27 protein-coding genes, 3 tRNA genes and 1 other RNA gene are annotated in these 26,092 nt (G+C 64.4%); 13 read left to right on the forward strand and 18 right to left on the reverse strand.

What is annotated here, in order from left to right; genetic code table 11:
• The first annotated feature begins 17 nt into the window (after positions 1-17).
• Complete coding sequence (locus WFP44_RS04425) at positions 18-536, forward strand: hypothetical protein (RefSeq protein ID WP_336925174.1); 519 nt, start codon at positions 18-20, stop codon at positions 534-536.
• Positions 537-543: 7 nt separating this feature from the next.
• On the opposite strand, the gene WFP44_RS04430 is transcribed toward WFP44_RS04425, so the two are convergent.
• From WFP44_RS04430 to efp, 4 genes are all read right to left on the reverse strand, one after another.
• Positions 544-2,343: an SLC13 family permease gene (locus WFP44_RS04430; protein ID WP_336925175.1), complete on the reverse strand. Its 1,800-nt coding sequence runs from the start codon at positions 2,341-2,343 to the stop codon at positions 544-546.
• Between the two features lie 88 nt (positions 2,344-2,431).
• Positions 2,432-2,515: transfer RNA gene (locus WFP44_RS04435), tRNA-Leu, on the reverse strand.
• Between the two features lie 94 nt (positions 2,516-2,609).
• A complete protein-coding gene (locus tag WFP44_RS04440; RefSeq protein WP_336925176.1) occupies positions 2,610-3,431 on the reverse strand; it encodes an inositol monophosphatase family protein in 822 nt (273 codons plus the stop codon).
• 6 nt (positions 3,432-3,437) lie between these two features.
• Positions 3,438-4,001: an elongation factor P gene (efp, locus tag WFP44_RS04445; protein WP_336925177.1), complete on the reverse strand. Its 564-nt coding sequence runs from the start codon at positions 3,999-4,001 to the stop codon at positions 3,438-3,440.
• A gap of 129 nt (positions 4,002-4,130) precedes the next feature.
• Here efp and WFP44_RS04450 point away from each other — a divergent pair, with 129 nt between their 5' ends.
• Positions 4,131-4,490, forward strand: a complete 360-nt coding sequence (locus WFP44_RS04450; RefSeq protein ID WP_336925178.1) for an elongation factor P — start codon at positions 4,131-4,133, stop codon at positions 4,488-4,490.
• On the opposite strand, the gene thiE is transcribed toward WFP44_RS04450, so the two are convergent.
• Positions 4,487-5,116 carry a thiamine phosphate synthase gene (gene thiE / locus WFP44_RS04455; RefSeq protein WP_336925179.1) on the reverse strand — a complete coding sequence of 210 codons (630 nt, stop codon included), beginning with the start codon at positions 5,114-5,116 and terminating at the stop codon, positions 4,487-4,489. The genes WFP44_RS04450 and thiE overlap by 4 nt on opposite strands.
• Before the next feature lie 80 nt (positions 5,117-5,196).
• Between thiE and WFP44_RS04460 the strand changes: the two genes are divergently transcribed.
• The gene (locus tag WFP44_RS04460) at positions 5,197-5,607 is read left to right on the forward strand and encodes a hypothetical protein (protein WP_336925180.1); all 411 of its coding nucleotides are present in this window, start codon (positions 5,197-5,199) and stop codon (positions 5,605-5,607) included.
• 8 nt (positions 5,608-5,615) lie between these two features.
• Here WFP44_RS04460 and WFP44_RS04465 read toward each other — a convergent pair whose 3' ends face one another.
• The 3 genes from WFP44_RS04465 to tkt are packed head-to-tail and all read right to left on the reverse strand — an operon-like array spanning position 5,616 to position 9,901.
• A complete protein-coding gene (locus WFP44_RS04465) occupies positions 5,616-6,818 on the reverse strand; it encodes a phosphoglycerate kinase (protein ID WP_336925181.1) in 1,203 nt (400 codons plus the stop codon).
• Positions 6,819-6,863: 45 nt separating this feature from the next.
• Entirely contained in the window at positions 6,864-7,871 is a 1,008-nt protein-coding gene (gap, locus tag WFP44_RS04470; protein WP_336925182.1) for a type I glyceraldehyde-3-phosphate dehydrogenase, read from the reverse strand.
• 32 nt (positions 7,872-7,903) lie between these two features.
• The gene (tkt, locus tag WFP44_RS04475) at positions 7,904-9,901 is read right to left on the reverse strand and encodes a transketolase (RefSeq protein WP_336925183.1); all 1,998 of its coding nucleotides are present in this window, start codon (positions 9,899-9,901) and stop codon (positions 7,904-7,906) included.
• 194 nt (positions 9,902-10,095) lie between these two features.
• On the opposite strand from tkt, the gene WFP44_RS04480 reads away from it, so the two are divergent.
• From WFP44_RS04480 to WFP44_RS04495, 5 genes are all read left to right on the forward strand, one after another.
• Positions 10,096-10,311 carry a hypothetical protein gene (locus WFP44_RS04480; protein WP_336925184.1) on the forward strand — a complete coding sequence of 72 codons (216 nt, stop codon included), beginning with the start codon at positions 10,096-10,098 and terminating at the stop codon, positions 10,309-10,311.
• On the forward strand, positions 10,308-10,619 hold the full coding sequence (locus WFP44_RS04485) for a cell division protein ZapA (protein WP_336925185.1): 312 nt from the start codon (positions 10,308-10,310) through the stop codon (positions 10,617-10,619). Before WFP44_RS04480 ends, WFP44_RS04485 begins: the two co-directional genes overlap by 4 nt.
• 10 nt (positions 10,620-10,629) lie before the next feature.
• Positions 10,630-10,783: non-coding RNA, 6S RNA (gene ssrS, locus WFP44_RS15865), on the forward strand.
• 43 nt (positions 10,784-10,826) lie between these two features.
• Positions 10,827-11,423 carry a 5-formyltetrahydrofolate cyclo-ligase gene (locus tag WFP44_RS04490; RefSeq protein ID WP_336925186.1) on the forward strand — a complete coding sequence of 199 codons (597 nt, stop codon included), beginning with the start codon at positions 10,827-10,829 and terminating at the stop codon, positions 11,421-11,423.
• On the forward strand, positions 11,423-11,635 hold the full coding sequence (locus WFP44_RS04495; RefSeq protein WP_336925187.1) for a DUF2842 domain-containing protein: 213 nt from the start codon (positions 11,423-11,425) through the stop codon (positions 11,633-11,635). The genes WFP44_RS04490 and WFP44_RS04495 overlap by 1 nt, the downstream gene beginning before the upstream one ends.
• Before the next feature lie 81 nt (positions 11,636-11,716).
• On the opposite strand, the gene WFP44_RS04500 is transcribed toward WFP44_RS04495, so the two are convergent.
• A tRNA-Asp gene (locus WFP44_RS04500) sits at positions 11,717-11,793 on the reverse strand.
• A gap of 95 nt (positions 11,794-11,888) precedes the next feature.
• Positions 11,889-12,833 (reverse strand): thymidylate synthase, encoded by a 945-nt coding sequence (thyA, locus tag WFP44_RS04505; RefSeq protein ID WP_336925188.1) that lies wholly within the window; start codon positions 12,831-12,833, stop codon positions 11,889-11,891.
• Positions 12,834-12,995: 162 nt separating this feature from the next.
• Here thyA and WFP44_RS04510 point away from each other — a divergent pair.
• From WFP44_RS04510 to WFP44_RS04525, 4 genes are all read left to right on the forward strand, one after another.
• Positions 12,996-13,072, forward strand: a tRNA-Pro gene (locus WFP44_RS04510).
• 175 nt (positions 13,073-13,247) lie between these two features.
• Positions 13,248-14,723, forward strand: coding sequence for an amidophosphoribosyltransferase (purF, locus tag WFP44_RS04515; protein WP_336925190.1), 1,476 nt, complete (start codon positions 13,248-13,250; stop codon positions 14,721-14,723).
• A 2-nt stretch (positions 14,724-14,725) separates the two neighbouring features.
• On the forward strand, positions 14,726-15,454 hold the full coding sequence (locus tag WFP44_RS04520) for an SDR family NAD(P)-dependent oxidoreductase (RefSeq protein ID WP_336925191.1): 729 nt from the start codon (positions 14,726-14,728) through the stop codon (positions 15,452-15,454).
• Between the two features lie 77 nt (positions 15,455-15,531).
• Positions 15,532-15,882: a PilZ domain-containing protein gene (locus WFP44_RS04525; protein WP_336925193.1), complete on the forward strand. Its 351-nt coding sequence runs from the start codon at positions 15,532-15,534 to the stop codon at positions 15,880-15,882.
• Here the strand turns inward: WFP44_RS04525 and WFP44_RS04530 are convergent.
• From WFP44_RS04530 to WFP44_RS04555, 6 genes are read right to left on the reverse strand one after another with little or no spacing between them, the layout of a single operon-like run.
• Positions 15,879-17,066, reverse strand: a complete 1,188-nt coding sequence (locus WFP44_RS04530) for a serine hydrolase domain-containing protein (protein WP_336925194.1) — start codon at positions 17,064-17,066, stop codon at positions 15,879-15,881. The two genes, WFP44_RS04525 and WFP44_RS04530, sit on opposite strands and share 4 nt — an antisense overlap.
• Positions 17,063-18,289 carry a cyclopropane-fatty-acyl-phospholipid synthase family protein gene (locus WFP44_RS04535; RefSeq protein WP_336925195.1) on the reverse strand — a complete coding sequence of 409 codons (1,227 nt, stop codon included), beginning with the start codon at positions 18,287-18,289 and terminating at the stop codon, positions 17,063-17,065. Before WFP44_RS04535 ends, WFP44_RS04530 begins: the two co-directional genes overlap by 4 nt.
• A gap of 37 nt (positions 18,290-18,326) precedes the next feature.
• Positions 18,327-19,712, reverse strand: a complete 1,386-nt coding sequence (locus tag WFP44_RS04540; RefSeq protein WP_336925196.1) for a cryptochrome/photolyase family protein — start codon at positions 19,710-19,712, stop codon at positions 18,327-18,329.
• Between the two features lie 4 nt (positions 19,713-19,716).
• Positions 19,717-20,625: a metal-dependent hydrolase gene (locus WFP44_RS04545; RefSeq protein ID WP_336925197.1), complete on the reverse strand. Its 909-nt coding sequence runs from the start codon at positions 20,623-20,625 to the stop codon at positions 19,717-19,719.
• A gap of 20 nt (positions 20,626-20,645) precedes the next feature.
• Entirely contained in the window at positions 20,646-21,692 is a 1,047-nt protein-coding gene (locus tag WFP44_RS04550; protein ID WP_336925198.1) for a 2-oxoacid:ferredoxin oxidoreductase subunit beta, read from the reverse strand.
• A complete protein-coding gene (locus WFP44_RS04555) occupies positions 21,689-23,665 on the reverse strand; it encodes a 2-oxoacid:acceptor oxidoreductase subunit alpha (protein ID WP_336925343.1) in 1,977 nt (658 codons plus the stop codon). The genes WFP44_RS04550 and WFP44_RS04555 overlap by 4 nt, the downstream gene beginning before the upstream one ends.
• A 179-nt stretch (positions 23,666-23,844) precedes the next feature.
• Between WFP44_RS04555 and WFP44_RS04560 the strand changes: the two genes are divergently transcribed.
• Complete coding sequence (locus WFP44_RS04560; RefSeq protein WP_336925199.1) at positions 23,845-24,327, forward strand: RNA pyrophosphohydrolase; 483 nt, start codon at positions 23,845-23,847, stop codon at positions 24,325-24,327.
• Positions 24,328-24,331: 4 nt separating this feature from the next.
• Here WFP44_RS04560 and WFP44_RS04565 read toward each other — a convergent pair whose 3' ends face one another.
• Positions 24,332-24,835: a tetratricopeptide repeat protein gene (locus WFP44_RS04565; protein ID WP_336925200.1), complete on the reverse strand. Its 504-nt coding sequence runs from the start codon at positions 24,833-24,835 to the stop codon at positions 24,332-24,334.
• A 77-nt stretch (positions 24,836-24,912) separates the two neighbouring features.
• On the reverse strand, positions 24,913-26,091 hold the full coding sequence (locus WFP44_RS04570; protein ID WP_336925201.1) for an RsmB/NOP family class I SAM-dependent RNA methyltransferase: 1,179 nt from the start codon (positions 26,089-26,091) through the stop codon (positions 24,913-24,915).
• Position 26,092: the final 1 nt, after the last annotated feature.

A 26,092-nucleotide genomic window follows, 5' to 3' on the forward strand; every position in this document is an offset into this window, starting at 1 on the left:
GGTTATCGCCGCGGCCCATGGCGCAAATTACAAAGCCCCAGGTCACGGCCAAAACCTATCGCCACATCGCGATCATCACGGTGACATTTGCCACCGTGGTGGCGCTGCTTGCGGGCAATGGCGAAGGGGCAATGCCCGGCAATGGGGAGAACCGCGCGAACGCATCCTCAACAAGCTCGATCAGCACACCCCGCCCCGCCAGCACGCCTGCCTATGGCGAGGCCAATTTTTCCACACGCGGCGGGGACAGCGCGAGTTTTGGCGAGGAAGCCGCACCGGGCGGAGGCTTCGGCAAGGGCCAGAGGGTGCGCGGGCGCAGCGGCTTCATCTCCTTCTCCAATGTTCCGCCCGCCAATTCCGAAAACGCACAGCTGACCCCCGCCTATCTCGACACGCTGACGGACGAGGAACTCGACGCCATGTTGCAGGCCCTGCGCGACGGGGGGATTACCAGTCCTGCGGAAATGCAGCGGGTCACGGCGATCATCGAAGCCGGATCGCGCCGCCGCAGCGGCCATATGCAGCACGTCAACTAGCGCCGCGCTACAGCAGCCAGTAGATCGCGCAGGAGGCGGCCAGCCCCACCACGATATTCATCGGGACGCCGATCTTGACGAAATCCATGAAGCGGTAATTGGCCGCGCCGTAAACCAGCGTGTTGGTCTGGTATCCGATGGGCGTGGCAAAACTGGCGCTGGCCCCGAACATCACCGCCACCACCAGTTGGCGCGGGTCGATATCCAGCGCACTGCCCAAGGCGATAACGATCGGCGTCATGATGACCGCGACCGCATTGTTGGTGACCGTTTCGGTCAGCAGGCTGGATACCGCATAAATGGCGACGATGAGCAGAAGCGGGCTCATCGTGGCCAGAAAGGGCTGCGCGGCACCCACCAGCAATTCGACCGTGCCGGCATTCTCCAACCCGCGGCCAAAGGCGAGCATTCCGAAGATCAGCACCAGCGTGTTGCCGTCAATGGTCTGCCAGGCTTCCTCCGGCTCGACACAGCGGAACAACAGCACCACGCCCACCGCCGCCAGTGCCAGACCCTCGATCGGCCAGCCCATCGTGGCGGCCAGCAGCACCACGCCTGCCATCGCGGCCACCGCAATGGGAGCTTTCTTCCGCCGAAAGGCGCGCACCGGCGCCACCGCCACATCGGCAAGGCCGACATTGGCCTGCAGCGCCTGCGCCGCATCGCTGCCGCCTGCAATCAGCAGCCGATCGCCTGCCCGCACCCGCACATTGGCAAGGTCAGGTCCCGCCACATGGCGCGGGCGCGACAGGCCGAGCACGCGCACCTTCAGGCGCGAAAGCAACGGAATTTCCGCCAGACGGCGGCCGATGATCGGATGCGAGGAGGAGATGACCGCCTCGATCAACTGCATATCCTTGGGCCGGTCGGGGCCGGACGTGCGCACCCCTCCGCCCACGCCAGTCAGCCCGGTCTGAAAGTCGCTTGCCTCGGCCAGAGAGGCAAGTTCGACCGGGCTGGCCTCAACCACCAGCTGATCGCCTGCGCCCAGCACCCATTCGTCCAGATCGGCCCGCTCGATCGTCGCGCCGCGCTGGATCCCGATCAGGCGGATGCCGGGACGCTTGAACACGGCAGCATTTTCCACCGATGTGCCAATCAGATCGCTGTCTTCCTGCACCTGAAGATGGGAAAGGTAGGAATCGCTTTCCCCTTTCTCGGACATTGCGTGCGCCGGTCTGTCGGGCAGCAGGAAGCGCCCCGTGGCAAGCAACAGCAGCAATCCGGCACCCGCGCTGACAAGGCCGACAATGGTGATTTCGAAGATACCGAAAGCGGCCAGCCCCTGCGTCTGCGCCACCCCGTCGACCAGCAGGTTGGTTGATGTGCCGATGAGCGTTAGGGTGCCGCCCATGATCGCGACATAGGATAGGGGAATCAGCAAGCGCGTGGGTGCAATATCCAGCGCCTTGGCCAGCCGCTGGATGATGGGGATCATCACGATCACTACCGGCGTGTTGTTCATGAAGGCCGAGGCGATCATCGTGCCCCCGCCCACTTCGACCACGGCGAGCCGCGGGCTGCGCTGCGTGCGATGGATCACCCATGCGGCGATTGCTTCCAGCGCTCCGGTGCGCAGCAGCGCCCCGCTCAGCACGAACATGGCGGCAATGGTAATGGGCGCGGTATTGCTGAAAACCGACAGCAATTCGCCCGTGCTCAGATATCCCAGTCCGAGCATCGTAATCCCGGCCACCACCGCAATCACCACCGGCGGGCGCCGTTCCATCGCAAATGCAACGAATGTGACGATCAGCAGCAAGAGGCCGATATACGCGCTGTAATCAGACAGAATCGATGCCAGCAAGTGCCTGCCGCCTCCGCAAAATGCCTGACCGATCCAACCATCGGCGCTGGCCGCGCCGCGGATGCCGAATTGGCTTTATAATGAACCCTGGTACCCCTGGCCGGACTCGAACCGGCACTTCAAAGAAACTCGATTTTGAGTCGAGCGCGTCTACCAATTCCGCCACAGGGGCCTGAGTTCCCAAATCCGTTCCTGAAAATCGGTTCCGGCGAATTAGCCGGGCAATCGGGCAGGTTCAAGGCACGAGGAGCCTGCCAGCCAAGAAATCAGCCTTTCAAAGCTTCCACCACGATCTTGTGCAGGCGCGAATGCAGCGGATCATTGCCCGCGATCACCTGCGCATCGCACACTGGCAGCGAACGGCCGCGGTAATCGGACACGAAACCACCCGCCTCGCGCACCAACAGGCATCCGGCAGCGGTGTCCCAGGGGGCAAGGTCACTTTCCCAGAACCCGTCAAACCGGCCAGCGGCGACCCATGCCAGATCGAGCGAGGCCGCGCCAAAGCGGCGGATGCCCGCCACCTGCGGCCCCAGCGCGCCGTAGATTTTCATCCACTCACCAAAATCGCCATGCGCCTGATAGGGCATTCCCGTGGCAATCAGCGCTTCAGACAGCTGGCGGCGGCCCGACACACGCAGACGCCCGTCATGCAGCCACGCGCCGCGCGATTTTTCGGCCCAGAAGGTCTGGTCGGTGATCGGCTGATAGACAACGCCAGCCACCACATCACCCCAGCCGCTGCCATCGAGCTTTGGCTCCTGCGCGGCAATGGAAATGGCGAAATGCGGGATGCCGTGGAGGAAATTGCTGGTGCCATCGAGCGGGTCGATGATCCAGCGCGGCTTGGTCGGATCGCCTGCGATCTCGCCACCTTCCTCCATCAGAAAGCCCCAGTCGGGCCGTGCGGCGCGCAATTCGTCATAGATCGTGCGCTCGCTCGCCTGATCGGCCTTGGAGACGAAATCGGATGGCCCCTTGCGGGACACCTGCAAATGCTCAACCTCGCCAAAATCGCGGCGCAGGCGGCTGCCCGCCTTGCGGGCAGCCTTTTCCATCACGCGGATAAGACCGGAAAGAACAGCCATTATCGGTCAGCCGGCCTTGCCGACATAAGCCTGTTCATACACATCCACGATGATGCGCGTGCCGCTTTCGATATGCGGCGGCACCATGATGCGCACGCCGTTGTCCAGAATGGCGGGCTTGTAGCTGGAGGAGGCAGTCTGCCCCTTCACCACGGCATCGGCTTCCACGATGGTCGCTTCCACTTGGGCAGGAAGTTCGACCGAGATGGGGCGTTCGTCCCACAGTTCCAGCATCACCTGCATTCCGTCTTGCAGGAAAGCCTTGGCATCGCCCAGCAGGTCGGACGGCAGGTTGATCTGCTCATACGTATCCTGATCCATGAACACCAACTGGTCGCCGTCTTCATAGAGGAACTGGTAATCCTTGGTGTCGAGGCGCACGCGCTCCACCGTGTCGGCGCTGCGGAAGCGGACATTGGTCTTGCGGCCATCGATCAGGTTCTTCATTTCGACCTGCATATAGGCCCCGCCCTTGCCCGGCTGGGTATGCTGGATCTTGGCAACTTTCCAGATGCCGCCTTCATATTCGAGGATGTTGCCGGGACGGATATCAACGCCGCTGATCTTCATGGCAGAAGGGCCTTCGCAAATTTTTGGAGTTTTCAGGATTGCGCGCGGCCCTAGCCGCCAGCGCGGCTTTGGGCAAGTGTGCGCAATCATTCATGACCGGGCACACGCGCCGTGCTATGGCCGCTTGCCATGAAAGCCTTCCCCCTGATCCCCGCCGCCGGACTGCTGCTTGCCGCCAGCGCATCCGCCCAGCTTCCCGCCAATGGCCCCATCGGGACGGTGGAGCGCGGGCGCTATGTCTGCGAATTGCCGGGCGATGCGGGCGGCGATGTGGGTATTCACCAGCCGGAAGAGGATTTCACCATTGCCAGCGCCAGCCGGTATCGCAGCCCACAGGGCAATGGCACTTACCTGAGGCGCGGCGACGTGGTGACGATGAGCAGCGGCCCGCGCAATGGCGATCAATATGCGGTCATCTCGCCGGTGTTCCTGCGCAAGATCGAAAACGGCCAGCCGGGCCGCCTGCGCTGCTACCGGCGGGAGCGTTAGGGTTTCAGCACCTCGGCAAAAGCCTTCACCGCCGCCACCTCATCGCCGTTCCATACCGCCCCCGATACGGCAAGGAAATCCGCGCCCGCCTCTACCAGCGGGCGGCAGTTTTCCGGCGTGATGCCGCCGATGGCGACACAGGGAATTTCGAACAGGTTTGCCCACCATGTGAGCAATTCGACGTCAGGCTTTTCCGCGTCAGGCCCCTTGTCCTTGGTGCCGGAAGGGAAGAACGCGCCAAAGGCGACATAATCCGCCCCCGCCTCGCCCGCTTCCATCGCCAGATGGCGGCTGGCATGGCAGGTGACGCCGATCTGCGCCTCGCGCCCCAGTTCCTCGCGCGCCTCGCGCGGAGAGCCATCGTCCTGCCCCAGATGCACCCCATCGGCCTTGAGCCGTTTGGCCAGCGCCACGCTGTCATTGACGATGAAGGCGACATCGCGCTGCGCACAAATGGCCTGAAGCGGCGCGGCGAGGCGCGCAGCCTCGTGCTGGTCGATGTCTTTCACGCGGAACTGGAAGGCGGCGACAAGCCCCTGGCCCGCATCGATCGCGCGGGCAAGCCGATCGGGAAAGGTGCCGCCGACATCGAGCGGGGAGATCAGATAGAGTTGGCAAGCCGTCATGGCTCGCGCCTTTAGCCCACGCACCGCCCCGCGCCAATGCGTTAAGCAAAGAGTAATCGGTCTGCGCGCCATAAGCCGGCATGACAAAGCTCCTGCTCACCCTTTGCGCCCCGTTGCTGATCGCCGGATGTGCCACCACCCCAATCGTGGATGCAGGCCCGCCTTTGCCCGCAGGCAGCGCGGTAGCGCTGGGCGAGGCCGTATCGGTGGCGAATATCGCTCTCACCCCCATGCGCGTGACCGAGGATTCGCGCTGCCCCATCAATGCGCGCTGCGTGTGGGCCGGGCGGATCGTGGTGGAAACGCGGGTAGACGGCCCCGGCTGGCGGGAAACGGTGCCCCTGACGCTGGGCGAGCCGGCTGGCGTGCGCGGCTACATCCTCAACCTGATTTCTGCCGAACCGGGGCAGTTGGCGGGCGGCCCGGCCCCAAAGCCTGCCGATTACCGCTTTGCCTTTGAAGGCTGGCCTCCCGGTCGTCCCCCGGAATAATCAGCGCATCAGCGCATCAGCGCGGCAACGCCGGGCAATTCGCGCCCTTCCATCCATTCCAGGAACGCGCCGCCCGCGGTCGAGACATAGGTGAAGTCGCCCGCCACCCCCGCATGGTTGAGCGCGGCGACCGTATCCCCGCCGCCCGCCACTGACACCAGCGATCCTTCCACGCTGAGCGCCGCGGCCATGCGCGCAAGCGATATCGTTGCCGCATCAAAGGGCGGTGTCTCGAACGCGCCCAGCGGCCCGTTCCACACCAGCGTGCGGCAGGTTTTCAGCACATCGCCCAGCGCCACTGTCGCCTGCGGACCCACATCGAGGATCATCTCGTCCGCTGCAACTTCGTGCACATTGCAGGTGCGAAGCGACGGGGGATTGGCGGCAAATTCCTTTGCCACCACCACATCGTAGGGCAGATGCACAATGCAGCCCGATGCGTCGGCAGCGTCCATGATCGCCTCCGCCTTCGCGGTCAGATCATGCTCGCACAGCGATCTGCCCACATCCACCCCGCGCGCGGCAAGGAAAGTATTCGCCATGCCCCCGCCGATGATGAGATGCTGCACCCGGCCCACGAGGTTTTCCAGCACGGCAAGCTTCGTGGAAACCTTCGCCCCGCCCACAACGGCGGCCACCGGCTTTTCCGGATTGCCCAGCGCGGCGTCAAGCGCCTTGAGTTCCGCCTCCATCGAACGGCCGGCATAGGCCGGCAGAAGATGCGCCAGCGCCTCGGTGGTGGCATGGGCGCGGTGGGCGGCAGAGAAGGCATCGTTCACATAGAAATCGCCATTGGCAGCAATGGCGCGGGCGAAATCGGCATCGTTCGTCTCCTCGCCCTTCCAGAAGCGGGTATTCTCCATCAGGCCCACATCGCCGGGGCGCAGGATGTCGATCGCCTGTGCGGCGACCGGCCCCGACACTTCGGGAATGAACATGACTTCACGGCCCAGCACGCCTTCCAGCGCGCCCTGCACCATGCTCATCGACATGGTCGAATTGCGCTCACCCTTGGGGCGGCCGAAATGGGCGAGCAGCAGCACTTTCGCGCCCTTGTCCGCCAGTTCGAGGATCGTCGGTGCAACGGCCTGCGCGCGGGTCAGATCTGTCGCCAGCCCATCCGCCATCGGCAGGTTCAGGTCCACGCGCACCAGCGCCACCTTGCCGTTGAGGTCGGCGGGCAGGTCGTCGAGAGTTTGGAAACCGGTCACTGCTTCTTCCTCCTCCCCTCCCGCAAGCGAGAGGGGAATGAACCGTCAGAGCAGCTTGCCCATCACGCCGGCGGTATCCACCATGCGGTTGGAGAAGCCCCATTCGTTGTCATACCAGCTGAGCACGCGCACCAGCTTGCCGTCGATCACCGCCGTTTCCAGGCTGTCGATGGTGGAGCTGTTCGGGCAGTGGTTGTAATCAATCGACACCAGCGGCTCGTCCGAAAAGCCGAGCACGCCCTTCAGCGGGCCATCAGCGGCGGCCTTGAGCAGCGCGTTCACCTCGTCCTTGGTCGTTTCGCGGCCGGGCATGAAGGTGAGGTCCACTACCGAGACATTGGGCGTCGGCACGCGGATCGCGCTGCCGTCCAGCTTGCCCTTCAGTTCGGGCAGCACTTCGCCCACGGCGCGCGCGGCGCCGGTGGTGGTGGGAATCATGCTCATCGCGGCAGCGCGGGCGCGGCGCGGGTCATCGTGGATCTGGTCGAGGATCTTCTGGTCGTTGGTATAGGCGTGCACCGTGGTCATCAGGCCGCGCTCGATCCCGATGGCGTCGTTCAGCACCTTGGCAAAGGGCGCGAGGCAATTGGTGGTGCAACTGGCGTTGGAGACGATGGTGTGCTCCGCACTCAGCTTGTCGTGGTTGACGCCGTAAACCACCGTCAAATCGACATTCTTGCCCGGCGCGGAAATCAGCACCTTCTTTGCGCCTGCCGCCAGATGCTTTTCGCAAGATGCGCGGTCGGTGAAAAAGCCGGTGCATTCCAGCGCAATGTCCACGCCCAGTTCGCCATGCGGCAGGTTGGCGGGATCGCGCTCTGCCGTCACGCGGATGCGCTTGCCGTTGATCACCAGATCATCGCCGTCCACTGAAACCGTTCCCGAAAAGGGGCCATGCACACTGTCGCGCGCGAACAGCATGGCATTCGCCTTCGGGCTGGCCAGATCGTTGATATGCACCAGTTCCAGATCATGATCGGCGCGCTCCAGAATGGCGCGCGCCACATTGCGCCCGATGCGCCCGAAGCCGTTGATGGAAACCTTGATGGTCATGGACTTAACTCCTGATTAGCCGGAGAAGCGGCTCAATTGGTCAGCTTGACAAGGATTTGCGGGACGATCTTTTCAGCAGTGAAACCGAAATGGTCGAACAGGACATTCGCCGGGGCCGACGCGCCAAAGCTGTCGAGCCCGATATTAAGGCCGTTTGGGCCAGTATAGCGTTCCCAGCCCTGCGTCACGCCTGCCTCGATCGAAACAATCAGCGCGTCTGCAGGCAGCAGGTCGGCCTTGTAGGCGGCATCCTGTGCGTTGAACAGTTCCTGGCACGGCATGGAGACCACATCCGCCCCGATCCCCTGTTCCTCCAGCGCGACGGCAGTATCCATCGCCACGGCCACTTCGCTGCCCGTGGCGAGCAGCACCACGCGGCGCGCGGCAGATGCGGCTTTCAGGCGGTATGCCCCTTTGGCGCAGCGGTTTGCGGCCGCCGTCCAGTTCGCATCCCCTTCCCCGCGCACGGCACGAAGGTTCTGGCGCGACAAGGCCAGCACCGAAGGCGTTTCCGGCGTTTGCAGCGCCAGCGCCCAGCATTCCGCCGTCTCGATCGCATCCGCCGGGCGGAAGACATTGAGATTGGGAATGAGGCGCAGGCTCATCACCTGTTCGACCGGCTGGTGCGTGGGGCCGTCTTCGCCAAGGCCGATGCTGTCATGCGTCAGCACATAGACCACGCCCGCGTGCTGCAAGGCGGACAGGCGGATGGCGTTGCGGGCGTAATCGCTGAAGATCAGGAACGTGCCGCCGTAAGGCACAACCCCGCCATGCAGGAACATCCCGTTCATTGCGGCAGCCATGCCAAACTCGCGGATGCCGTAATAGACATAGCGCCCGCTGTAATCCTGCGCCGTGAACGGCAGCAGGCTGGGCGTGTCGGTGTTGTTCGATCCGGTCAGATCGGCAGAGCCGCCCACCAGTTGCGGAATTGCCGCTGTCAGCGCCACCAGCGCCTTTTGACTTGCCACGCGGCTCGCGATTGCTGGCGGGTTCGCCGCGAGCTCGCGGATATGCGCTTCCAGTGCGGGCGCGGCCTTGTCGGCAACGGAGGCGAAGCGGGCGGAAAACTCTGCACCCTGCGCGCTGGCGGCGTGCCGCTGTTTCCATTCGGCATTGAGCGCTGCGCCCCGTGCGCCCAGCGCGCGCCAATCGGCCAGCACATCGGCGGGCACCACGAAAGGTTCGTGATGCCAGCCCATATATTCGCGCGCGGCGGCCACTTCGTCGGGGCCAAGCGGCGAGCCGTGCACCTTGTGCGTGCCTTGCTTGTTGGGCGCCCCCTTGCCGATCACGGTCTTGCAGGCGACCAGAGAGGGGCGCGGATCGGCCAGCGCTTCGTCCAGCGCCTTGCGGATGGACGCCGGATCGTGCCCGTCGCATTCCACCGTGTGCCAGCCGGTTGCGCGGTAGCGGGCCGGAATATCCTCCGACGAGGCGAGCGAGACCGCGCCGTCAATCGTGATCTTGTTGTCATCCCACAGCACGATCAGATTGCCCAGCTTGAGGTGGCCCGCAAGGCCGATCGCCTCGTGGTTGATGCCTTCCATCAGGCAGCCATCGCCTGCGATTACCCAAGTGCGGTGATCGACCAGATCATCCCCGAACTGCGCGTTAAGGTGCCGCTCGGCCATCGCCATGCCCACAGCCATCGCCAGGCCTTGCCCCAGCGGGCCGGTGGTGCATTCCACCCCGTCGATCAGGAAATTTTCCGGATGCCCCGCACAGGGGCTGCCCAGCTGGCGGAAATTGCGGATGTCGTCCAGCGTGGGGCTGGCATAGCCGGTGAGGTGCAGCAGCGCGTAGATCAGCATCGAACCGTGGCCGGCGGACAGCACGAAACGGTCCCGATCGGGCCATTTGGGATCGGCCGGATCGAACTTCAGATAATCGGACCACAGAACCGTTGCCACATCGGCCATGCCCATCGGCATACCGGGGTGGCCGATATTCGCGGCCTGCACCGCATCCATGGTGAGCGCCCTGATGGCATTGGCCATTTGCGTGAAACGGGCGGCGTCCTGGCTCATGGTCGGGTTCTCTCCACTCAAATTCTTCGGCACGATTCGGTTGCCCGCTCATTGGGCAGCGTGGCCGCAGGCGTCAAGCAAAGCCCGCCCCAAGCCCTCCCCAAGCGCTCCCCTGTCCCAGCGGACGGCGCTTATTCACAGCTTCGCAGGACACCGCTTTGCCGCATTTGCCGCTTTGCGATAGGCTGTCCGGCATGGAGGAAGAGGAGCGCATCACGGCCGCAATGGCCCGGATCGAGGCCGCCGCCCGCCGCATCGAGACGGCGCTGGAAGGGCAAGCCGCGCCGCCATCCCCCCCCGCCCCTACCCTGTTCGAAAGCGATCTGGTTCAGCGCCACGAAAAATTGCGCGAGGAGGCATGGGCTGCGCTGGCGGAAATCGATTCGCTGATCGAGGCGCTCGACTCATGAGCAATGTCACTCTCGATGTCGGCGGACGGCGCTACACCGTTGCCTGCGCGCCCGGTGAGGAGTCGCATATCGAAGCGCTGGGCGCGCTCATCAACGCCCGTTTGGCCGAAACGCCGGGCCTTGCCGGGCAGACCGAGGTGCGCACATTGCTCTATGCCGCGCTGCTGCTGGCCGATGAAGTGGCAGAAGGACAGAAAGCGACCAAAGGGCACCAAACGGCCCCGAACATGGCCGAACCGCTCGAAAATCTGGCTGAAAGGCTCGAATTGCTCGCCGCCAGACTTGAGGGATCAGCTGCGGCTTCCTAGATTGGCGATGGCGGAGCTGCCCGGCACGAGCCTTCGAACATCCCTGAGGCTATAAGCAATCCATGGGAGCTGTCCCTACCTGAACCCTGGTTCAGGATATACGGTGCCCACCTGACGTCAGGCGTCAGAGGATTTCCCGGCAAACGACCCATGGTGGTTCCGCTTCCTGCCCCTGCCCTACGCAGCGGCGGGCGCAAGGAACAGGGCATGACGACGACCTCCCCCGACATCACCGCCCGAAAGGCCGCGCTGCGCAAGGAGTTGCGCGCGCGTCGCCGTGCCCATGCCGCAGCCTTGCCGCGCGAAGTGAGAGCGCTGGTGTTCAACCGCCCGCCGCGCCCCGTGCTCGATATGATCCCCCAAGGCGCCACCATCGGCCTCTACCGCGCCGATCCGGGCGAGGCGCCGTCGGCCCGCTACATCCGGCATTTCTTCGAGGGCGGGCACACCATTGCCCTGCCCCGCATCACCACGCTTGCCGAGCCAATGCGGTTCCATCACCACACCGACCCGTTCGGGGAAAGCGATCTGGAGGAAGGCCCGCTGGGCCTGCGCCAGCCTGCCGCCAGCGCGCCCGAACTGGTGCCAAACGTGCTGTTCATGCCGCTGGTCGGCTTTACGGCGCGGGGCGAGCGGCTTGGGCAGGGCGGCGGATTTTACGACCGCTGGCTGGCTGCCAACCCTTCCACGCTCGCCATTGGCATGGCGTGGGACGTGCAGGAAGTCGATTCGCTGCCGCTGGAGGATCACGATATGCCGCTAGCCGCCATCATCACGCCGACTCGCATATTGGGCCCATTCTGATGCGCAAGGAGCCGACCTGGCGAATCCCCATCGGAATGCTGGCGCTGCTGGCGGGAATCCTGATCTATGCGCTGGCCGTGATGTGGGCGTCCGACTGGATCGGGCAGCTGCACGTTGCATTCCAAACGGTGATCTATCTGGTGCTGGGCGTAGCCTGGCTGCTGCCGCTGCGCCGTTTCCTGATCTGGATGGAAACCGGCCGCTGGGGCTGACCCTTTCAGGCAGAAAAAGGACGACCGGGAATGGGCTGCAACAGCAACCAATCATCCCCGGATTGTCCGAAATTTCCCAAGTGGCGCGAGTGACGGGACTTGAACCCGCGACCCTCGGCGTGACAGGCCGATACTCTAACCAACTGAGCTACACCCGCGCATCTTTGCGATAGCACCGCTTGGGAGACGCGCCTCTAAGGCCTGCTTTTCGGGCTGTCAACCGGCTGAAACGCCGCTTTCGAAAAACCTGCCCTCACACCGCCACCGGTGCGCGGATAACCCCCTGCGGGGCATAGTCGCGCACCTCGAAATCGTCCGCACGGTAGCCAAAAATCGAATCCGGCTGACGCAGCAGATGCAGCGTCGGCTGCCCCGAAGGTTCACGCGAAAGCTGTTCTTCCACCAGATGCGCGTGGTTGAGATAGAGGTGCGTGTCGCCCCCCATCCACACCAGTTCGCCCGGCTCATACCCCGTCTGCGCCGCCATCATGCGGGTGAGAATCGTCGCCCCCACCAGATTGAAGGGCAGGCCCAGCGCCACATCGCAGCTCCTCTGATACAAAATGCAGCTCAGCCGATTGCCGGAAACATGAAACTGATAGGTCTTGTGGCACGGCGGCAAGGCCATCCGGTCAAGCTCCGCCACATTCCACCCTTCGATGATATGGCGGCGGCTGCCCGGATTGCTGCGCAGGCTTTCCACCACCTGCGCCACCTGGTTGATTCCAGGGCCGCGGGTGTATTTGCCATCGGGGCCATACTGGTAAGTCGGCCAGTCCACCCATTGCTTGCCGTAAACCGGCCCAAGATCGCCCCATTGTTTGGCGAACGCCTCGTCCGCCACAATCCGCGCCTCGAAATCGCCTTGCGCAATATCATCTCCGGTTGCCTTGCGGTATTTCGCCAGCGGCCAATCGCTCCATATCGTGACGCCCTGTTGCAGCAGCGGGCGGATATTGGTGTCGCCGGTCAGGAACCACAGCATCTCGCGCGCCGCGGCTTTCCAGAAAACGCGCTTGGTGGTGAGAAGGGGAATCCGGCCGTCCGAAAGGTCGAACCGCAATTGCGTGCCAAAGATCGCGCGCGTGCCAACTCCCGTGCGGTCAATCCGCTCGTCACCTTCGGCCCAGATGCGGCGCATCAGGTCCAGATATTGCCATTCGAAGTGCATGGGATCAGGTCGGTCGGCGTGTGTCATGGGCCAAGGGGCTAACACCGCGCGTGCGGCCTTTCCACCCTGCGGACAATCTATTCCCCGAACCTTCCAATACCTCCTTGCAAGTGCAAATCTTGCTCTCTATAGGCTCGCGCCTGCCTCCGGGGGCCTGGTCATTTGAGCCGGGCCATTTGGAAGTCCGGTCGGGGAGTAGCTCAGCCTGGTAGAGCACTGTCTTCGGGAGGCAGGGGCCGGAGGTTCGAATCCTCTCTCCCCGACCATTTTCCTGCCATTTTCACGAAACACGCAGGCCCGCTGGGTTTTCAGCGGCGCTGCTGGAACGTAACGGCTGCAACAATTCCGTCGCAAAAGGGTGGATCACGCCTTGTCTTTGTGCCCTGCGATTGCCATTGGAGGCAGCGCCTGCCCACCCTTGCGAAAAGCAGCACCCAGTTCATGACCAATCTGACCCATCCCTTCCTCGACCTCGACGGCGACAAGCTGCGCGAGGAATGCGGCATTTTCGGTGTTATCGGCCTTGCCGATGCGGCAGCCACCTGCGCGTTGGGGCTGCACGCATTGCAGCATCGCGGGCAGGAAGCGGTCGGCATCACCAGCTTTGACGGAACCGAATTCTTCACCCGGCGCGGGCTTGGCCATGTGGCGGAAAACTTCGCCAGCGGCGAATCGGTGGCTGAATTGCCGGGCATGATGGCGGCGGGCCATGTGCGCTATTCCACCACCGGCGGTTCCAATATGCGCAATGTGCAGCCGCTCTATGCCGATCTGGCCAGCGGCGGCTTTGCCGTTGCGCATAACGGCAATATCTCGAATGCGCGCAAATTGCGGCAGGAACTGGTTGAAAAGGGGGCGATCTTCCAGTCGACCTCTGACACCGAAGTCATCATCCACCTCGTCGCCACCAGCCGTTACCCCACCATGATGGACAAGCTGGTGGACGCGCTGCGTCTGCTCGAAGGCGCCTATGCGCTGATCGTGATGACGCCGCGCGGGATGATGGCCTGCCGCGATCCGCTGGGCATTCGCCCGCTGGTGATGGGGCGGCTGGGTGACGCGACCGTCTTCGCCAGCGAAACCGTGGCGTTTGACGTGGTGGGCGCGCAGTTCATCCGCCAGATCGAGCCGGGCGAATTCGTCGAGGTCGATTTTGACGGCACTTTGCGCACCAGCCGCCCCTTTGGCGACGTGCGCCCACGCCCCTGCATTTTCGAGCACGTCTATTTCAGCCGGCCCGATTCGATCTTCAACGAACGCTCGGTCTATGCCAGCCGCCGCGCCATCGGCATGGAATTGGCAAAAGAAGCGCCGGTGGAGGCCGATCTGGTGGTGCCGGTGCCCGACAGCGGCGTGCCGGCGGCCATCGGCTATTCGCAGGAATCGGGCATCCCGTTCGAACTGGGCATTATCCGCAGCCATTATGTCGGCCGCACCTTTATCCAGCCGGGCGATGGCGCACGCCATTCCAGCGTGGCGCGCAAGCACAACGCCAACCGCGCGATCGTGGAAGGCAAGCGCATCGTGCTGATCGACGATTCGATCGTGCGCGGCACCACCAGCCTCAAGATCGTGCAGATGATGCGCGATGCCGGCGCCAAGGAAGTGCATTTCCGCGTCGCCAGCCCGCCTACGGGCCACGGCTGCTATTACGGGGTCGATACGCCCGAACGCTCCAAGCTGCTGGCTGGCCGGATGGATCTGCCCGCCATGCGCGAATTCATCCAGGCGGATAGCCTTGCCTTCATCTCGATTGACGGGCTGTATCGCGCGGTAGGCCTTGCGGGGCGCGACAATGGCTGCCCGCAATATTGCGATGCGTGCTTTACCGGGGATTACCCCACCTCGCTGACCGACCTTGCCCTGCGCCAGGACGAGGAAGCGCAGCTCAACCTGCCAGTGGGCAAGGTGGCCTGATCATGACCGATCGTATTGCCAAGCCGCTGGAAGGCCAGGTCGCGCTTGTTACTGGCGCAAGCCGCGGGATCGGGGCCGAAACCGCGAAGGCGCTGGCGGCGGCGGGCGCGCACGTCGTGCTGGCCGCGCGCAAGGTGAAGGATCTGGAAGCCGTCGAGGACGCCATTCACGAGGCGGGCGGCACCTCCACCATCGCGCCGCTCGACCTGATTGAAGGCGATTCGATTGCGCGGCTGGCGCAGGCGATTGCGCAGCGGTGGGACCGGCTGGACATTCTGGTGATCAACGCCGCCATGCTGCCCTCGCTCACCCCGGTGACGCAGATCGATCCCAAGCAGTTCAGCACCGCCATCACGCTCAACGTGCTCGCCACACAGGCCCTGCTCGCCAATTGCGATCCGCTGCTGAAGCGCAGCAAGAATGCGCGCGTGATCGGCCTGACCAGTTCGGTGGGCGCGGAACCACGCGCCTTTTGGGGCGCCTATGGCGCGACCAAGGCGGCATTTGACACGCTGCTGTCGTGTTATGGGCAGGAAGTGGGGCGGATTTCGGACATTCGCGTTGCCATTCTCGACCCCGGCGCAACCCGCACCGCCATGCGTGCGCGCGCCTATCCGGGCGAAGATCCGCAAAGCGTGAAACCTCCGCAAGTGGTGGCGCAAAGGATTGTGGAACTTGCACAAAACGGGTTCGCCAATCTGGTGCGCGAAAGAGTGGGAATCCCGGCTTAACCACATTTGGCAAGCGCGCGGTAAGCAGCCTCGATCATCCTGTGCAAAGCAGACAGGTTAACGAGCGAGTACCAAGCATGAACCCCATTCACGAGCTTCGCAGTCGCTATGACATGGCGGCGCAGGAAGACCGCTCTGCCCCGCGCACGCGCATCCTGATTCCCGCGCAATTGCGGGCAAGCGGGATGCGTGCGTTTCAGACGGTGGTGAATGACCTGTCGCTTTCCGGCTTTTCCGCCACCGCGCTCACCCGGATGCACCCCGGATCGATCTGCTGGCTGACACTGCCCGGCCTCGAATCGCTGCAGGCGGAGGTGATCTGGTGGCAAGACAGCCAGTGCGGCTGCGCCTTTGCCAATCTGCTGTCGCCCATCGTGCACGACAACATCCTCGCCCGGTATCGCGGCGATGGGGTTTATCGCCGCTAAGGCGGGGTAACGGGCACTGCCGCGCGCACCGCCGCATAAAAGGCTTCACGCCCCGCCCAATATTCGCGCGCGCTGGCGACAGGCCAATTGCCGTTGGTGGCGATCACCAATCGGCGCGCGGGGTCGATATAGATGCCCTGCCCGAAGATGCCCTGCGCAGCGAACGAACCATTGTCATAGGTCCACCACTGGAAGCCATAGCCGCGGCCCGCTTCGCCAATATCGGCCTGCTTTGTTCCCGCGCTGGCAAACCAGTCGGCGGGCACCACCTGATCGCTTCCGATTCGCCCGCCATCCAGCACGAAAAGGCCAAACCGCGCCATGTCGCGCGTGGCGGCCTGGATGCAGCAGCCGCTTATCTCGTGCCCGGTCGCGCCAAGCAACCAGGTGGCATCCTGCTCCATCCCCGCGCGCGCCCAGATCTTTTCGGACAGATATTCCGCCAATGGCTTGCCCGTGGCCGAACTGACCAGCACCCCCAGCAAATTGGTCTCGCCCGTCTTGTAGAGCCATTTTTCCCCCGCCGGCGCCTCACGCGGAAGGCTGCGCATATAGCTGACCGTGGCATCAATTCCCGGCGCGGGATCGTGCGCGTTGAACCGCGCGACATCCGATTGCGGATCGCCGTAATCCTCGTTCCAGGCCACGCCGCTGGTCATGGTGAGGAGCTGGCGCACGGTCACATCGTCATAGGTCGAGCCTTGCAGATCAGGGATATAGGCGCTGACCTTGTCATCAAGGCTGCGGATTGCGCCGTCCTGCAGCGCCGCTCCCACCAGAGTCGAGGTAAGGCTTTTCGCCACCGAAAAGCTCGTCCAGCGCCCTTCCGGCCCGAAGCCGAGGCCGTAGCGTTCGAGAACGAGCTTCCCATCCACCAGCACCACCAGCGCCGCCACGCGTTGCCGCGTCAAATAGGCGTCGAGGTCGAAATCGAGCGCCAGCGGATCGCCCGGTGGAAGCGCACGCACCGGGCCGTCACCCCGCGAAATCACGCGGCTGTCCACCAGCCAGCCCAGCCGGTCGAGCATCCGGAAACCCGCGTCGCGCTGCGCATCGCTCCAGAACAGGATATCGGTGTCGGTCGGCGCGCTCGCCACCAAGGCGCGCATATCGCGGTCGAGCGACAGCCAGCCCACGCCGCCCAATGCGGCCAGCGCCGCCAGCACCATCAGCGCGCGTTTCATGCCGCCTTCACCAGCGTCACCTGGCTGACGGTAATGCCACCGCCGCGAAAGCCGCCTTCGCAATATTGCAGGTAATAGCGCCACAACCGGCAGAAGCGGGCATCGAACCCTGCGGGCAGGCGCCCTTCCCTCGCGGCCGCGTCGAATCGCTCGCGCCAGCTTTTCAGCGTTTCGGCATAATCCAGACCGAAATCCTCAGAATCGCGCCATTCCAGCCCGCGCGCCTCGGCCAGCGCGCGGAACTCGGACGTGCGTATCAGCAAGCCGCCGGGGAACACATAAGCCTGAATGAAATCGGCGTTGCGGGCATAGCCGTCGAACAGCTCCTCCTGCATGGCGATGAACTGGATCGCGGCGCGTCCGCCAGGCTTCAGGTTGCGCGCCACGCAGTCCATGAAGGTGGGCCAGTATTCGCGGCCCAGCGCCTCCACCATTTCCACGCTGACAATGGCGTCGAACTGGCCGGAGACATCGCGGTAATCCTGCTTGCGGAAATCCACGCCCGGATGGTGCCGGCGGGCAAAGGCGAGTTGTTCGTCCGACAGGCTGATCGCGGTGACACGGGTGCCCCGCCCGGCAAAATGGCCCGCCAGCCCGCCCCAGCCGCAGCCGATTTCCAGCATGGAGTCCGGCTGGCCCACTCGCTCCGCCAGCCGCGCCCATTTGCGCCGCTGCGCCGCTTCCAGACCGTCATCCGCCATCCGATAGGCGCTCGAATAGCTCATCGTCGGATCGAGCCAGGTGGCGTAGAAATCATTGCCCAGATCGTAATGTGCATGGATGTTGCGCGCCGCCTGCGCCCGCGTATTGCGTTTCAGCCAATGCAGCGCCGCGCCTGCCACGCGCCACGGCCCCTTGGCGCGGCCCGTCTCGCCCAGCGCTACACCGTTCGCCATGAACAGCGCGAACAGCGGCACAGGATCGGGGCTGTCCCATTCACCCGCTTCCCACGCCTGATACCAGCCGGCCGATCCGCCGGTGGCAAGCCGCACGAGCGCGCGCCAGTCCTTCAGATCGACGCGGCATTCGAAACCCGGCGCGCGACCACCCAGCGTGCGGTGCGTCCCATCGGGCAGGCGGGCATGGATCGCGCCGGTTTCCAGCCCCGCATCGATCCGGTCGAGCATGGCGGAAAAGCCGGGCGACAGCAGACGCGCCAAAGGGCCGGGCCGCGCCCCGAAATGCCTTCCGGCGTCCAGCAGCTCCGCTCCCCTCGATGCCATGATCTGCTTATGCGCCCGCCCCTTGGCAGAGGCAAGATCAGCCCTTCATCGCCTTATAGGCAGCCAGTGCCCGCTCGCGCCCTTCCCTGTGGCCGATCACCGGCGCGGGGTAATCGCGCGGGCGGCAGTGGAAGCTTTCGGGATCGTGGACATAGGGGTCTGACAGCTTGGCGAGTTCAGGCACCCATTGGCGAATATAGGCCCCCGCATCGAACTTCTCACTCTGGCTGAGCGGAGCCATGATGCGTACAAACATATTGCTGTCGACGCCCGTGCCCGAAACCCATTGCCAGTTGGTGGCGTTGCTGGGGTAATCGGCATCGACCAGCGTATCCCAGAACCACGCTTCCCCCTGCCGCCAGTCGATCAACAGGTGTTTGACGAGGAAACTGGCCGCGATCATCCGCACGCGGTTGTGCATCCAGCCGGTGTGCCAGAGCTGGCGCATCCCGGCATCGACAATCGGGTATCCGGTGCGGCCCTGCTGCCACGCGGCCAGGTCTGCGGCGGCGGAATCGTCCGTATCGGGATTGCGCCACAGGCCGTCATCATAGCCATCGCGGTAGGATCGCGCGCCGTAATCGGGGAATTGCTGCACCAGATTGGCGGCGTAATCGCGCCAGATCAGTTCGGCCTTGAAGAAGCCCGGCCCCTGCCCCTCCATCCCCGCGATCGCGTGCCATAATTGGCGCGGGGAGACTTCCCCAAAATGGAGGTGCGGGGACAGGCGCGATGTGCCGTCGATGGAGGGCATTTCACGGTCCTGCCGATAGGGGCCGAGAATCGCCTTGAACGCCTCCATCCGTGCCAGCGCGGCGGCGCTGCCCGGCGTCCATGCCTCGTGAAAGCCGCCCGCCCAATCGGGCTTGGTCGGCAGCAAGGCCCAATCGCTCAGCTTGTCCGAGACAGGCCAGCTTTCGGGTGCGGACAGCTTGGGCGCGGGCAGCACATCGACATCGCCAATCGCATCCATCAGCGCGTTCTTGAACGGGGTGAAGATCTTGTAGGGCGTGCCCCCGCCCGTCCGCAGCGAACCGGGCGGCAGCAGATACAGCCCGTCATAGAGGCGCAGATCGACCGCCTTCGCCAGTTCCTTTTCGGCCATGCGCCACCACGGCTCCACATGGCGCAGGGCATGGATGGCACCAGCGCCGGTTTCTTGCGTCAGCGCCGCCAGCACATCTGCCGCCTTGCCCCGCCGCAGGATGAGGCGCGAACCCTGCGCTTCCAGCTCCTTCGCGAGCGCTTCAAGCGAATGATGCAGCCACCAGCGGCTCGCCGCGCCCATGCGGCGGTGCCGGGGGGTCTCATCATCCAGCACATAGACCGGTATCACCGGGCCGAGCGCGGCGGCGGCATGAAAGGCGGCCTGATCGGCCAGACGCAGATCGCGCCGCAGCCAGACGATGTGGGGCTTGCTCAAGACACTACTCCGCCGGTGGCGGGGCGCAGGCGTGATCGGGCAGAACGACCGTGAACCCGCCTGAGGCGCGCCCCATATAGCGCGCGTCGGTTAAAGTGCAGGTGCCGTCCTCGGCAACACGGACCAAAGGCGTGCGCGACCAGAACAGGAAAGGTGCAGCTCTGGGCTCCAGCGCCGCCAGCACCGGCTTGTCTGCATCGGTCAGGGTGAGCAGACCCACCTCCTGCCCGCCCACATTGTAGCGGCCGCTGCCGCCAACGATCATCTCGCGCTGCCAGAACATCACTGGCGGCGGGCTGGCAATCACTACGTCGCCCTGCCCTGCCAGCGCGCGTTCACTGGCATGGGTAATCCCGGCATTGAGGCCGATATAGGCCAGCATCACCGCCATTGCGGCGCGCGCAGGGCTTTGCCATGCGCCGCCCGCCTTTTCCCGCCGCAGCGAGAACCACACTCCGAAAATCAGCAGCGCCCACAGCCAGATGTCGATGATGAACAGCACATCGCCATAGAACCAGCGCGACGAAAACGGCTCCAGCAGGTGGATGCCGTAGACATTCATCCAGTCGAGCGCCGGATGGCTGAGGCAGCCAATCAGGCCGAGGATGTAGAGCCATGCAAAGTTGACCGGCAGGCGGCTCTCAGGTCGCTTGCCACGCTTCGCCTGCCACCGATCAAAGCCGTAAAGCAGCCCCGCCAGCACCAGCGGCAGCAGGAACCACGCCGGCGGGCCGTGCGTAATGCCGCGCCGGAAGGCCAGATGCTCCACCCCGTCGAGCCAGAAGAAACACGCCGCATCCACATCGGGCAAATTCGCCCCGATGATGAGCGCGGGCATGGCAAGCCCGGTCTTGCGCTTCAGCCCGCACTGCCCAAGCAGCGCGCCGGTGAGCGAATGGGTGAGATTATCCATTCCGGCGCGCGTCCGTCAGATCAGGCCGGATGCCCTTCATTCGCGCGGGATTTTTCTTCCACTGTCCAGGTTTGCCCCTTGGCCAGCAGCTTGGCGAGGCTGGGCACCTTGCCTTCGCTGGCGCGGGCGCGTTCGTCGGCCACGGCTTCTTCAAAAGTGGGGCGCGGATCGTCGTAAATCACGCCCAGCGCCATCGGGAAGGGGCCAAACGGCAGTTCCACCAGCATATGCGCGATCGATCGGTTGCGGACATTGTGCACCAGCACGCCCGCCGCCTGCCAATCCCCGTCCACCACATCGACCACCTTCAGTTCCAGCAGATCACGGTCAAGCGCGATGCCCTTGGTGCCGCCCGCGAACAGCATCGGCTCCCCGTCGGCCAGCCACAACTGGCGATCCTCCGCCCCCTTGGGCGCGGCGAAATCGTTGAACACATCCTTGTTGTAGACGATGCAGTTCTGGAAAATCTCGATAAAGGCCGCGCCCTGGTGCGCATGGGCGGCTTTCAGCACATCGGGCAGGTTCTTCGATACGTCAAAGCCGCGCGCCACGAACCGCGCGCCCACGCCCAGCGCAAAGGCGCAGGGGTTGGCAGGCCGGTCGACCGAGCCGATCGGCGTCGACGGGCTTTTGGTGCCGATGCGGCTGGTGGGCGAATATTGCCCCTTGGTCAGGCCGTAAATCTCGTTGTTGAACAGCATGATCTGCATATTCACATTGCGGCGCAGCACATGCATCATGTGGTTGCCGCCAATGGACAGGCCATCGCCGTCCCCCGTCACCAGCCACACATCCAGCGCCGGATTGGCCAGCTTGATGCCGGTGGCAAAGGCCGGCGCGCGGCCGTGGATCGTGTGGAAGCCGTAGGTTTCCATGTAATAGGGGAAACGGCTGGAACAGCCGATGCCGGACACGAACACGGTGTTCTTCGGATCTGCGCCCAGTTGCGGCAAGGTGCGCTGCACCGCTTTGAGGATCGCATAGTCCCCGCAGCCGGGGCACCAGCGCACTTCCTGATCGGTTTCCCAATCCTTCAGCGTGGTTTCGACCTTGGTCATCTCGTTCATTGCGCGTCTCCGCCCGCCTTCAGCGAGCCATCGTCGTGCCCGCTTTCGGGCGTGGGCAATTGTTGGCGATTGGCGGGCACTTCGCCGCCTTCGTTATTGGCAATCCCATCGAAGAAGCGGTCAATCGCCGCATCCAGTTCGGCAATCTGGAACGGCTGGCCGCTCGTCTTGGTCAGGCTCACCGCATCGATCAGCAATTGGTCGCGGATGACGGTCTTGAACTGGCCGGTATTCATTTCCGGCATCAGCACATGGTCGAACCCGCGCAGCAGATCGCCCAGATTTGCGGGCAGCGGATGAATATTGCGCACATGGATATGGCTGACCGCACGGCCCTTCTTGCGCGCATTGTCGACGGCACGGCGGATCGGGCCATAGGTGCTGCCCCAGCCCACCACCGCCAGCGCGCCGGTTTCCTCGCCCAGCGTCACCTGCTGGTCGGGCACGGCGATATTGTCGATCTTCGCCTTGCGGGCATCGGTCATCGCCTGGTGGTTTTCGGGCGAGTAATCGATGTTGCCGGTATCCACCTTCTTCTCGATCCCGCCAATGCGGTGCATCAGGCCCGGCGTGCCCGGCTTGATCCACGGCCGCGCACCCTTTTCGTCACGCTTGTAGGGAAGCAGGACATCGCCCGCATTCTTCTCTTGCAGGAACTTGACCTTGAACGGCGCGAACGTTTCGGGATCGGGCACTTTCCACGGCTCGGCCGCATTGGCGATATAGCCATCGGTCAGCAGCATCACCGGGGTCATGTATTCCACCGCAATGCGGCACGCCTCGATCGCGCATTCGAAGGCATCGGACGGGCTGCGCGCGGCAATCACTGGCATGGGCGCATCGCCGTTGCGGCCATAGACCGCCTGATACAGATCGCTCTGTTCTGTCTTGGTGGGCAGGCCCGTGGACGGCCCGCCGCGCTGGCTGTTCACGATGACCAGCGGCAGCTCGGTCATGATGGCAAGGCCCATCGCCTCGCCCTTCAGCGCGATGCCGGGGCCGGACGAACTGGTCACGCCAAGGCTGCCCGCATAGCTGGCGCCAATCGCGGCGCAGATCGCGGCAATCTCGTCCTCGGCCTGGAAGGTGGTGACGCCAAACTCCTTCAGCCGCACCAGATAATGCAGGATCGAGGATGCGGGCGTGATCGGATAGCCGCCAAAGAACATCTCAAGGCCCGCCAATTGCGCGCCTGCCACAAGGCCAAGGCTGACCGATTCCGCGCCTGTGATCGTGCGGTAGAGGCCCGGCGCGGCGGGGACGGGATCGATATGCAGCTTCTTCAGCGGGCCCGACAATTCCGCCGTCTCGCCATAGGCGTGCCCTGCATTGAGCGCCGCGATATTGGCGGCGGCGATATCGGGCTTGGTCTTGAACTTGGCGTTCAGCCAGTCAATCAGCGGCTGCCGGTCGCGGTCGAACATCCACAGCGCCAGCCCCAGCGTCCACATATTCTTGGACCGCAGCGCATCCTTGTTGCCAAGGCCAAAGGGCTTCACCGCCTCAATCGTGAGCGCGGAAATGTCAAAGGCCAGCACGTTCCACTGGGCAAGACTGCCGTCTTCCAGCGGGTTGGTATCGTATTTCGCCTTTTCGAGGTTGCGCTTGGTAAACTCCCCGCTGTCGGCAATGATGAGGCCGCCGGGCTTGAGCGCGCCCACATTCACCTTCAGTGCCGCCGGGTTCATCGCCACAAGCACATCGGGCGCGTCACCGGCGGTGCTGATCTCGCGGCTGCCGAAATTGATCTGGAAGGCCGACACGCCGAACAGCGTGCCCTGCGGCGCGCGGATTTCCGCCGGAAAATCGGGGAAGGTCGCAAGGTCATTGCCCGCCAGCGCGGTGGACAGGGTGAACTGCCCGCCGGTCAGCTGCATACCGTCGCCGCTATCCCCGGCAAAGCGCACGACGACGCTGTCCGGAGCGGTGTCCTGAGTTGCGGAAAGCGCGGGTTCGGCCATCTGGGTTGCCATTATCAATTCCTGCTTGCGCGTCTGCGCGCCGGTTTCATCTACCACGGGGCAGATTCCTGTCGCGCTGCCCTATGGTCCTGCCCCCTATGGGCCAGCCTTTGCCGGGGCAATCAAGTTTTTCTGTTCGGCCCGCAATCGGGCGATGGAATTGCCGCTCCGCTTTGGTTATCGCACCCCGCATGACCAATCCAGACCCTGCTCTCTACCGTCCATGCGTTGGCTGCATGATGGTGAACCCTGCCGGACTTGTCTTTGTGGGCAAGCGGATCGACGGGGCCGATACCGATTTCTGGCAGATGCCGCAGGGCGGTGTTGATCCGGGCGAGGATCTGGAAGCGGCCATGCTGCGCGAACTGGAGGAGGAAGCCGGCGTTGCGCCGCGCCTTCTTTCCATCCTGGGCAATCTGGGGCGTGAGCTGTTTTACGACCTGCCGCCCGAACTGAAAGGCAAGCTGTGGAAGGGCCGCTATATCGGCCAGCGGCAAAGCTGGTATCTGGCGCGCTTTGCCGGCGCGGACAGCGATATCGACATCGCCGCGCACAAGCACCCGGAATTCTGCGAATGGAAATGGGTAGAACCCGACGCGCTGCCGCGCCTGATCGTGCCGTTCAAGCGCCCGGTTTACGAGGAAGTGCTGGCGGGCTTTCGCAACCTTATCTGAACGCTCAGTTCGCGGTCACGCCCGCATCGGGATTGACCGCCTCGGCGGTCAGCACACGCGGAAGCGGGCCGCGCGCGATGGCTGCGGCAAGGCTCGCCGTCTCCGGGCATTCCGCGCCGCAGAGCGTTTCCAGCCGGGACAGATTTTCGCGTGCATTGGCGAGCGCGCCCTTTTCCGCCAGCGCTTCCCCCTCGCCAGCCAGTGCAGCGAGATTATCCGGATCGCGGGCAAGCGCGCGGCGGTAATACATGATGGCCTTGCCCGGCAGCCCCACGCTGCGCGACGCATCGGCAAGGTCGATATAGAGCGCGCCATATGCCGGATCGATCGCCAGCGCCGCCTCGAACGCATCAATCGCGCCCTGTGCATCGCCTGCATCCAGCAGAGCGCGACCATCCGCCTGCAAGGCCACGGCGCGCGGATCGGGCTGCGGCCCCTGCGCCAGAAGCGCGCTGGAACTCACCGCGAACAACAGCGCCACGGCAAGGGCGGCGGGGGTGTGGCGCATCACGAACTCCTTGATTGATGGCCAGTGGATCTTTGGCCAATCGGGCGAAACCGAAAAGGACATATCCGGGCCAATTATCATGCGCGCGCTAAACAGGCGATGAAAAATCCGTCCGTCCCGTCATGGTGCGGCGTCAGGCGCAGGCCCGGCCCGCGCGGCATTCCGAGCGGCACATCGGGCCTTGTCGCCTCGAATGCGGAATTACGCCCAAGGAAGGCGGCCGCCTGCCCTGCCCCTTCCTCGTCGAGCAGCGAACAGGTGACATAGACCAGCCGCCCGCCGGGCTTCACCAGCGCGGCTGCGATGTCGAGCAAGCGGGCCTGCAGGGCGGTCAGCCTCTCCAGTTCGCGCGGGGTCAACCGCCAGCGGCTTTCGGGATTGCGGCGCCATGTGCCCGTGCCCGAACACGGCGCATCCACCAGCACGAGATCGGCCTTGCCCTGCCAGTCCGCCAGCGCCTCTGCCTCGCGGCCAGGATCGAGCAGCAGCGTGTGCGCAATCTGCGCGCCTGCGCGTTCGGCACGAGGGGCCAGCTGTCCCAGTCGGCGGCGATCGGTATCGCAGGCGATCAGCGTGCCCTGATTGCCCATCGCGGCGGCCAGCGCCAGCGTCTTGCCTCCTGCCCCTGCGCACAGGTCGATCACCGTTTCACCAGCTTGAGGCCCTGCGGCAAGGCAGGCAAGCTGGCTGCCCGCATCCTGCACTTCGATCAGCCCTTGGGCAAAGGCGGGCCATTGTTCGACCATGGTGCCTGCGGGCAAGCGCAGCGCGCCGGGCACCGGCAGGCTCTCCGCCTCTACCGGCAGCACCAGTGCAGCAGGATCGGCCTGAAGGCGGTTCACCCGAATGTCGAGCGGCGCACGAGCCAGCAGCGCAGCGGCCTCGTCCCCGCTGATGCCTGATGCTGCCAGCCTTTCTTCCAGCCAAGCCGGGGCGATGCCGGGCTGCGCGGCCACTTCGTTGCTGCCAATCGGCGCAGGCGCATGGGCCGATCCGTCGAACAGAGCTGCCAATTGTGGATCGCGTTGCGCCAAAAGCAGCATGGCCGCGCGCCCGCTGGCGGGAATCGGCCCGCAGGTGCGGATCGCGGCATAGACCAGATCGCGGATCGCGCGCCGGTCCTTCGATCCGGCATAGCGGTTGCCGCGCGCCCAATCCGCCAGGATGCGATCGGCCGGAGCGCCCTGCGCCGCCGCAGCGGCGATGACCGCATCGAGTATCTCGATGGCCGATTGCAGGCGGGCGGCGGGGGTCACG

Origin of the sequence: Alteraurantiacibacter palmitatis (genome assembly GCF_037154115.1) — a bacterium.
Taxonomy (GTDB): domain Bacteria; phylum Pseudomonadota; class Alphaproteobacteria; order Sphingomonadales; family Sphingomonadaceae; genus Alteraurantiacibacter; species Alteraurantiacibacter palmitatis.

Excerpts from the sequence above, each read along its gene's own strand:
- WFP44_RS04425 (WP_336925174.1), top strand. The coding sequence starts at position 18 with ATGGCGCAAATTACAAAGCCCCAGGTCACGGCCAAAACCTATCGCCAC.
- WFP44_RS04440 (WP_336925176.1), bottom strand. The coding sequence starts at position 3,431 with ATGGCTGTTCTTTCCGGTCTTATCCGCGTGATGGAAAAGGCTGCCCGC.
- efp (WP_336925177.1), bottom strand. The coding sequence starts at position 4,001 with ATGAAGATCAGCGGCGTTGATATCCGTCCCGGCAACATCCTCGAATAT.
- WFP44_RS04450 (WP_336925178.1), top strand. The coding sequence starts at position 4,131 with ATGAAAGCCTTCCCCCTGATCCCCGCCGCCGGACTGCTGCTTGCCGCC.
- thiE (WP_336925179.1), bottom strand. The coding sequence starts at position 5,116 with ATGACGGCTTGCCAACTCTATCTGATCTCCCCGCTCGATGTCGGCGGC.
- WFP44_RS04460 (WP_336925180.1), top strand. The coding sequence starts at position 5,197 with ATGACAAAGCTCCTGCTCACCCTTTGCGCCCCGTTGCTGATCGCCGGA.
- gap (WP_336925182.1), bottom strand. The coding sequence starts at position 7,871 with ATGACCATCAAGGTTTCCATCAACGGCTTCGGGCGCATCGGGCGCAAT.
- tkt (WP_336925183.1), bottom strand. The coding sequence starts at position 9,901 with ATGAGCCAGGACGCCGCCCGTTTCACGCAAATGGCCAATGCCATCAGG.
- WFP44_RS04480 (WP_336925184.1), top strand. The coding sequence starts at position 10,096 with ATGGAGGAAGAGGAGCGCATCACGGCCGCAATGGCCCGGATCGAGGCC.
- WFP44_RS04485 (WP_336925185.1), top strand. The coding sequence starts at position 10,308 with ATGAGCAATGTCACTCTCGATGTCGGCGGACGGCGCTACACCGTTGCC.
- WFP44_RS04490 (WP_336925186.1), top strand. The coding sequence starts at position 10,827 with ATGACGACGACCTCCCCCGACATCACCGCCCGAAAGGCCGCGCTGCGC.
- WFP44_RS04495 (WP_336925187.1), top strand. The coding sequence starts at position 11,423 with ATGCGCAAGGAGCCGACCTGGCGAATCCCCATCGGAATGCTGGCGCTG.
- thyA (WP_336925188.1), bottom strand. The coding sequence starts at position 12,833 with ATGACACACGCCGACCGACCTGATCCCATGCACTTCGAATGGCAATAT.
- purF (WP_336925190.1), top strand. The coding sequence starts at position 13,248 with ATGACCAATCTGACCCATCCCTTCCTCGACCTCGACGGCGACAAGCTG.
- WFP44_RS04520 (WP_336925191.1), top strand. The coding sequence starts at position 14,726 with ATGACCGATCGTATTGCCAAGCCGCTGGAAGGCCAGGTCGCGCTTGTT.
- WFP44_RS04525 (WP_336925193.1), top strand. The coding sequence starts at position 15,532 with ATGAACCCCATTCACGAGCTTCGCAGTCGCTATGACATGGCGGCGCAG.
- WFP44_RS04530 (WP_336925194.1), bottom strand. The coding sequence starts at position 17,066 with ATGAAACGCGCGCTGATGGTGCTGGCGGCGCTGGCCGCATTGGGCGGC.
- WFP44_RS04535 (WP_336925195.1), bottom strand. The coding sequence starts at position 18,289 with ATGGCATCGAGGGGAGCGGAGCTGCTGGACGCCGGAAGGCATTTCGGG.
- WFP44_RS04545 (WP_336925197.1), bottom strand. The coding sequence starts at position 20,625 with ATGGATAATCTCACCCATTCGCTCACCGGCGCGCTGCTTGGGCAGTGC.
- WFP44_RS04550 (WP_336925198.1), bottom strand. The coding sequence starts at position 21,692 with ATGAACGAGATGACCAAGGTCGAAACCACGCTGAAGGATTGGGAAACC.
- WFP44_RS04555 (WP_336925343.1), bottom strand. The coding sequence starts at position 23,665 with ATGGCAACCCAGATGGCCGAACCCGCGCTTTCCGCAACTCAGGACACC.
- WFP44_RS04560 (WP_336925199.1), top strand. The coding sequence starts at position 23,845 with ATGACCAATCCAGACCCTGCTCTCTACCGTCCATGCGTTGGCTGCATG.
- WFP44_RS04565 (WP_336925200.1), bottom strand. The coding sequence starts at position 24,835 with ATGCGCCACACCCCCGCCGCCCTTGCCGTGGCGCTGTTGTTCGCGGTG.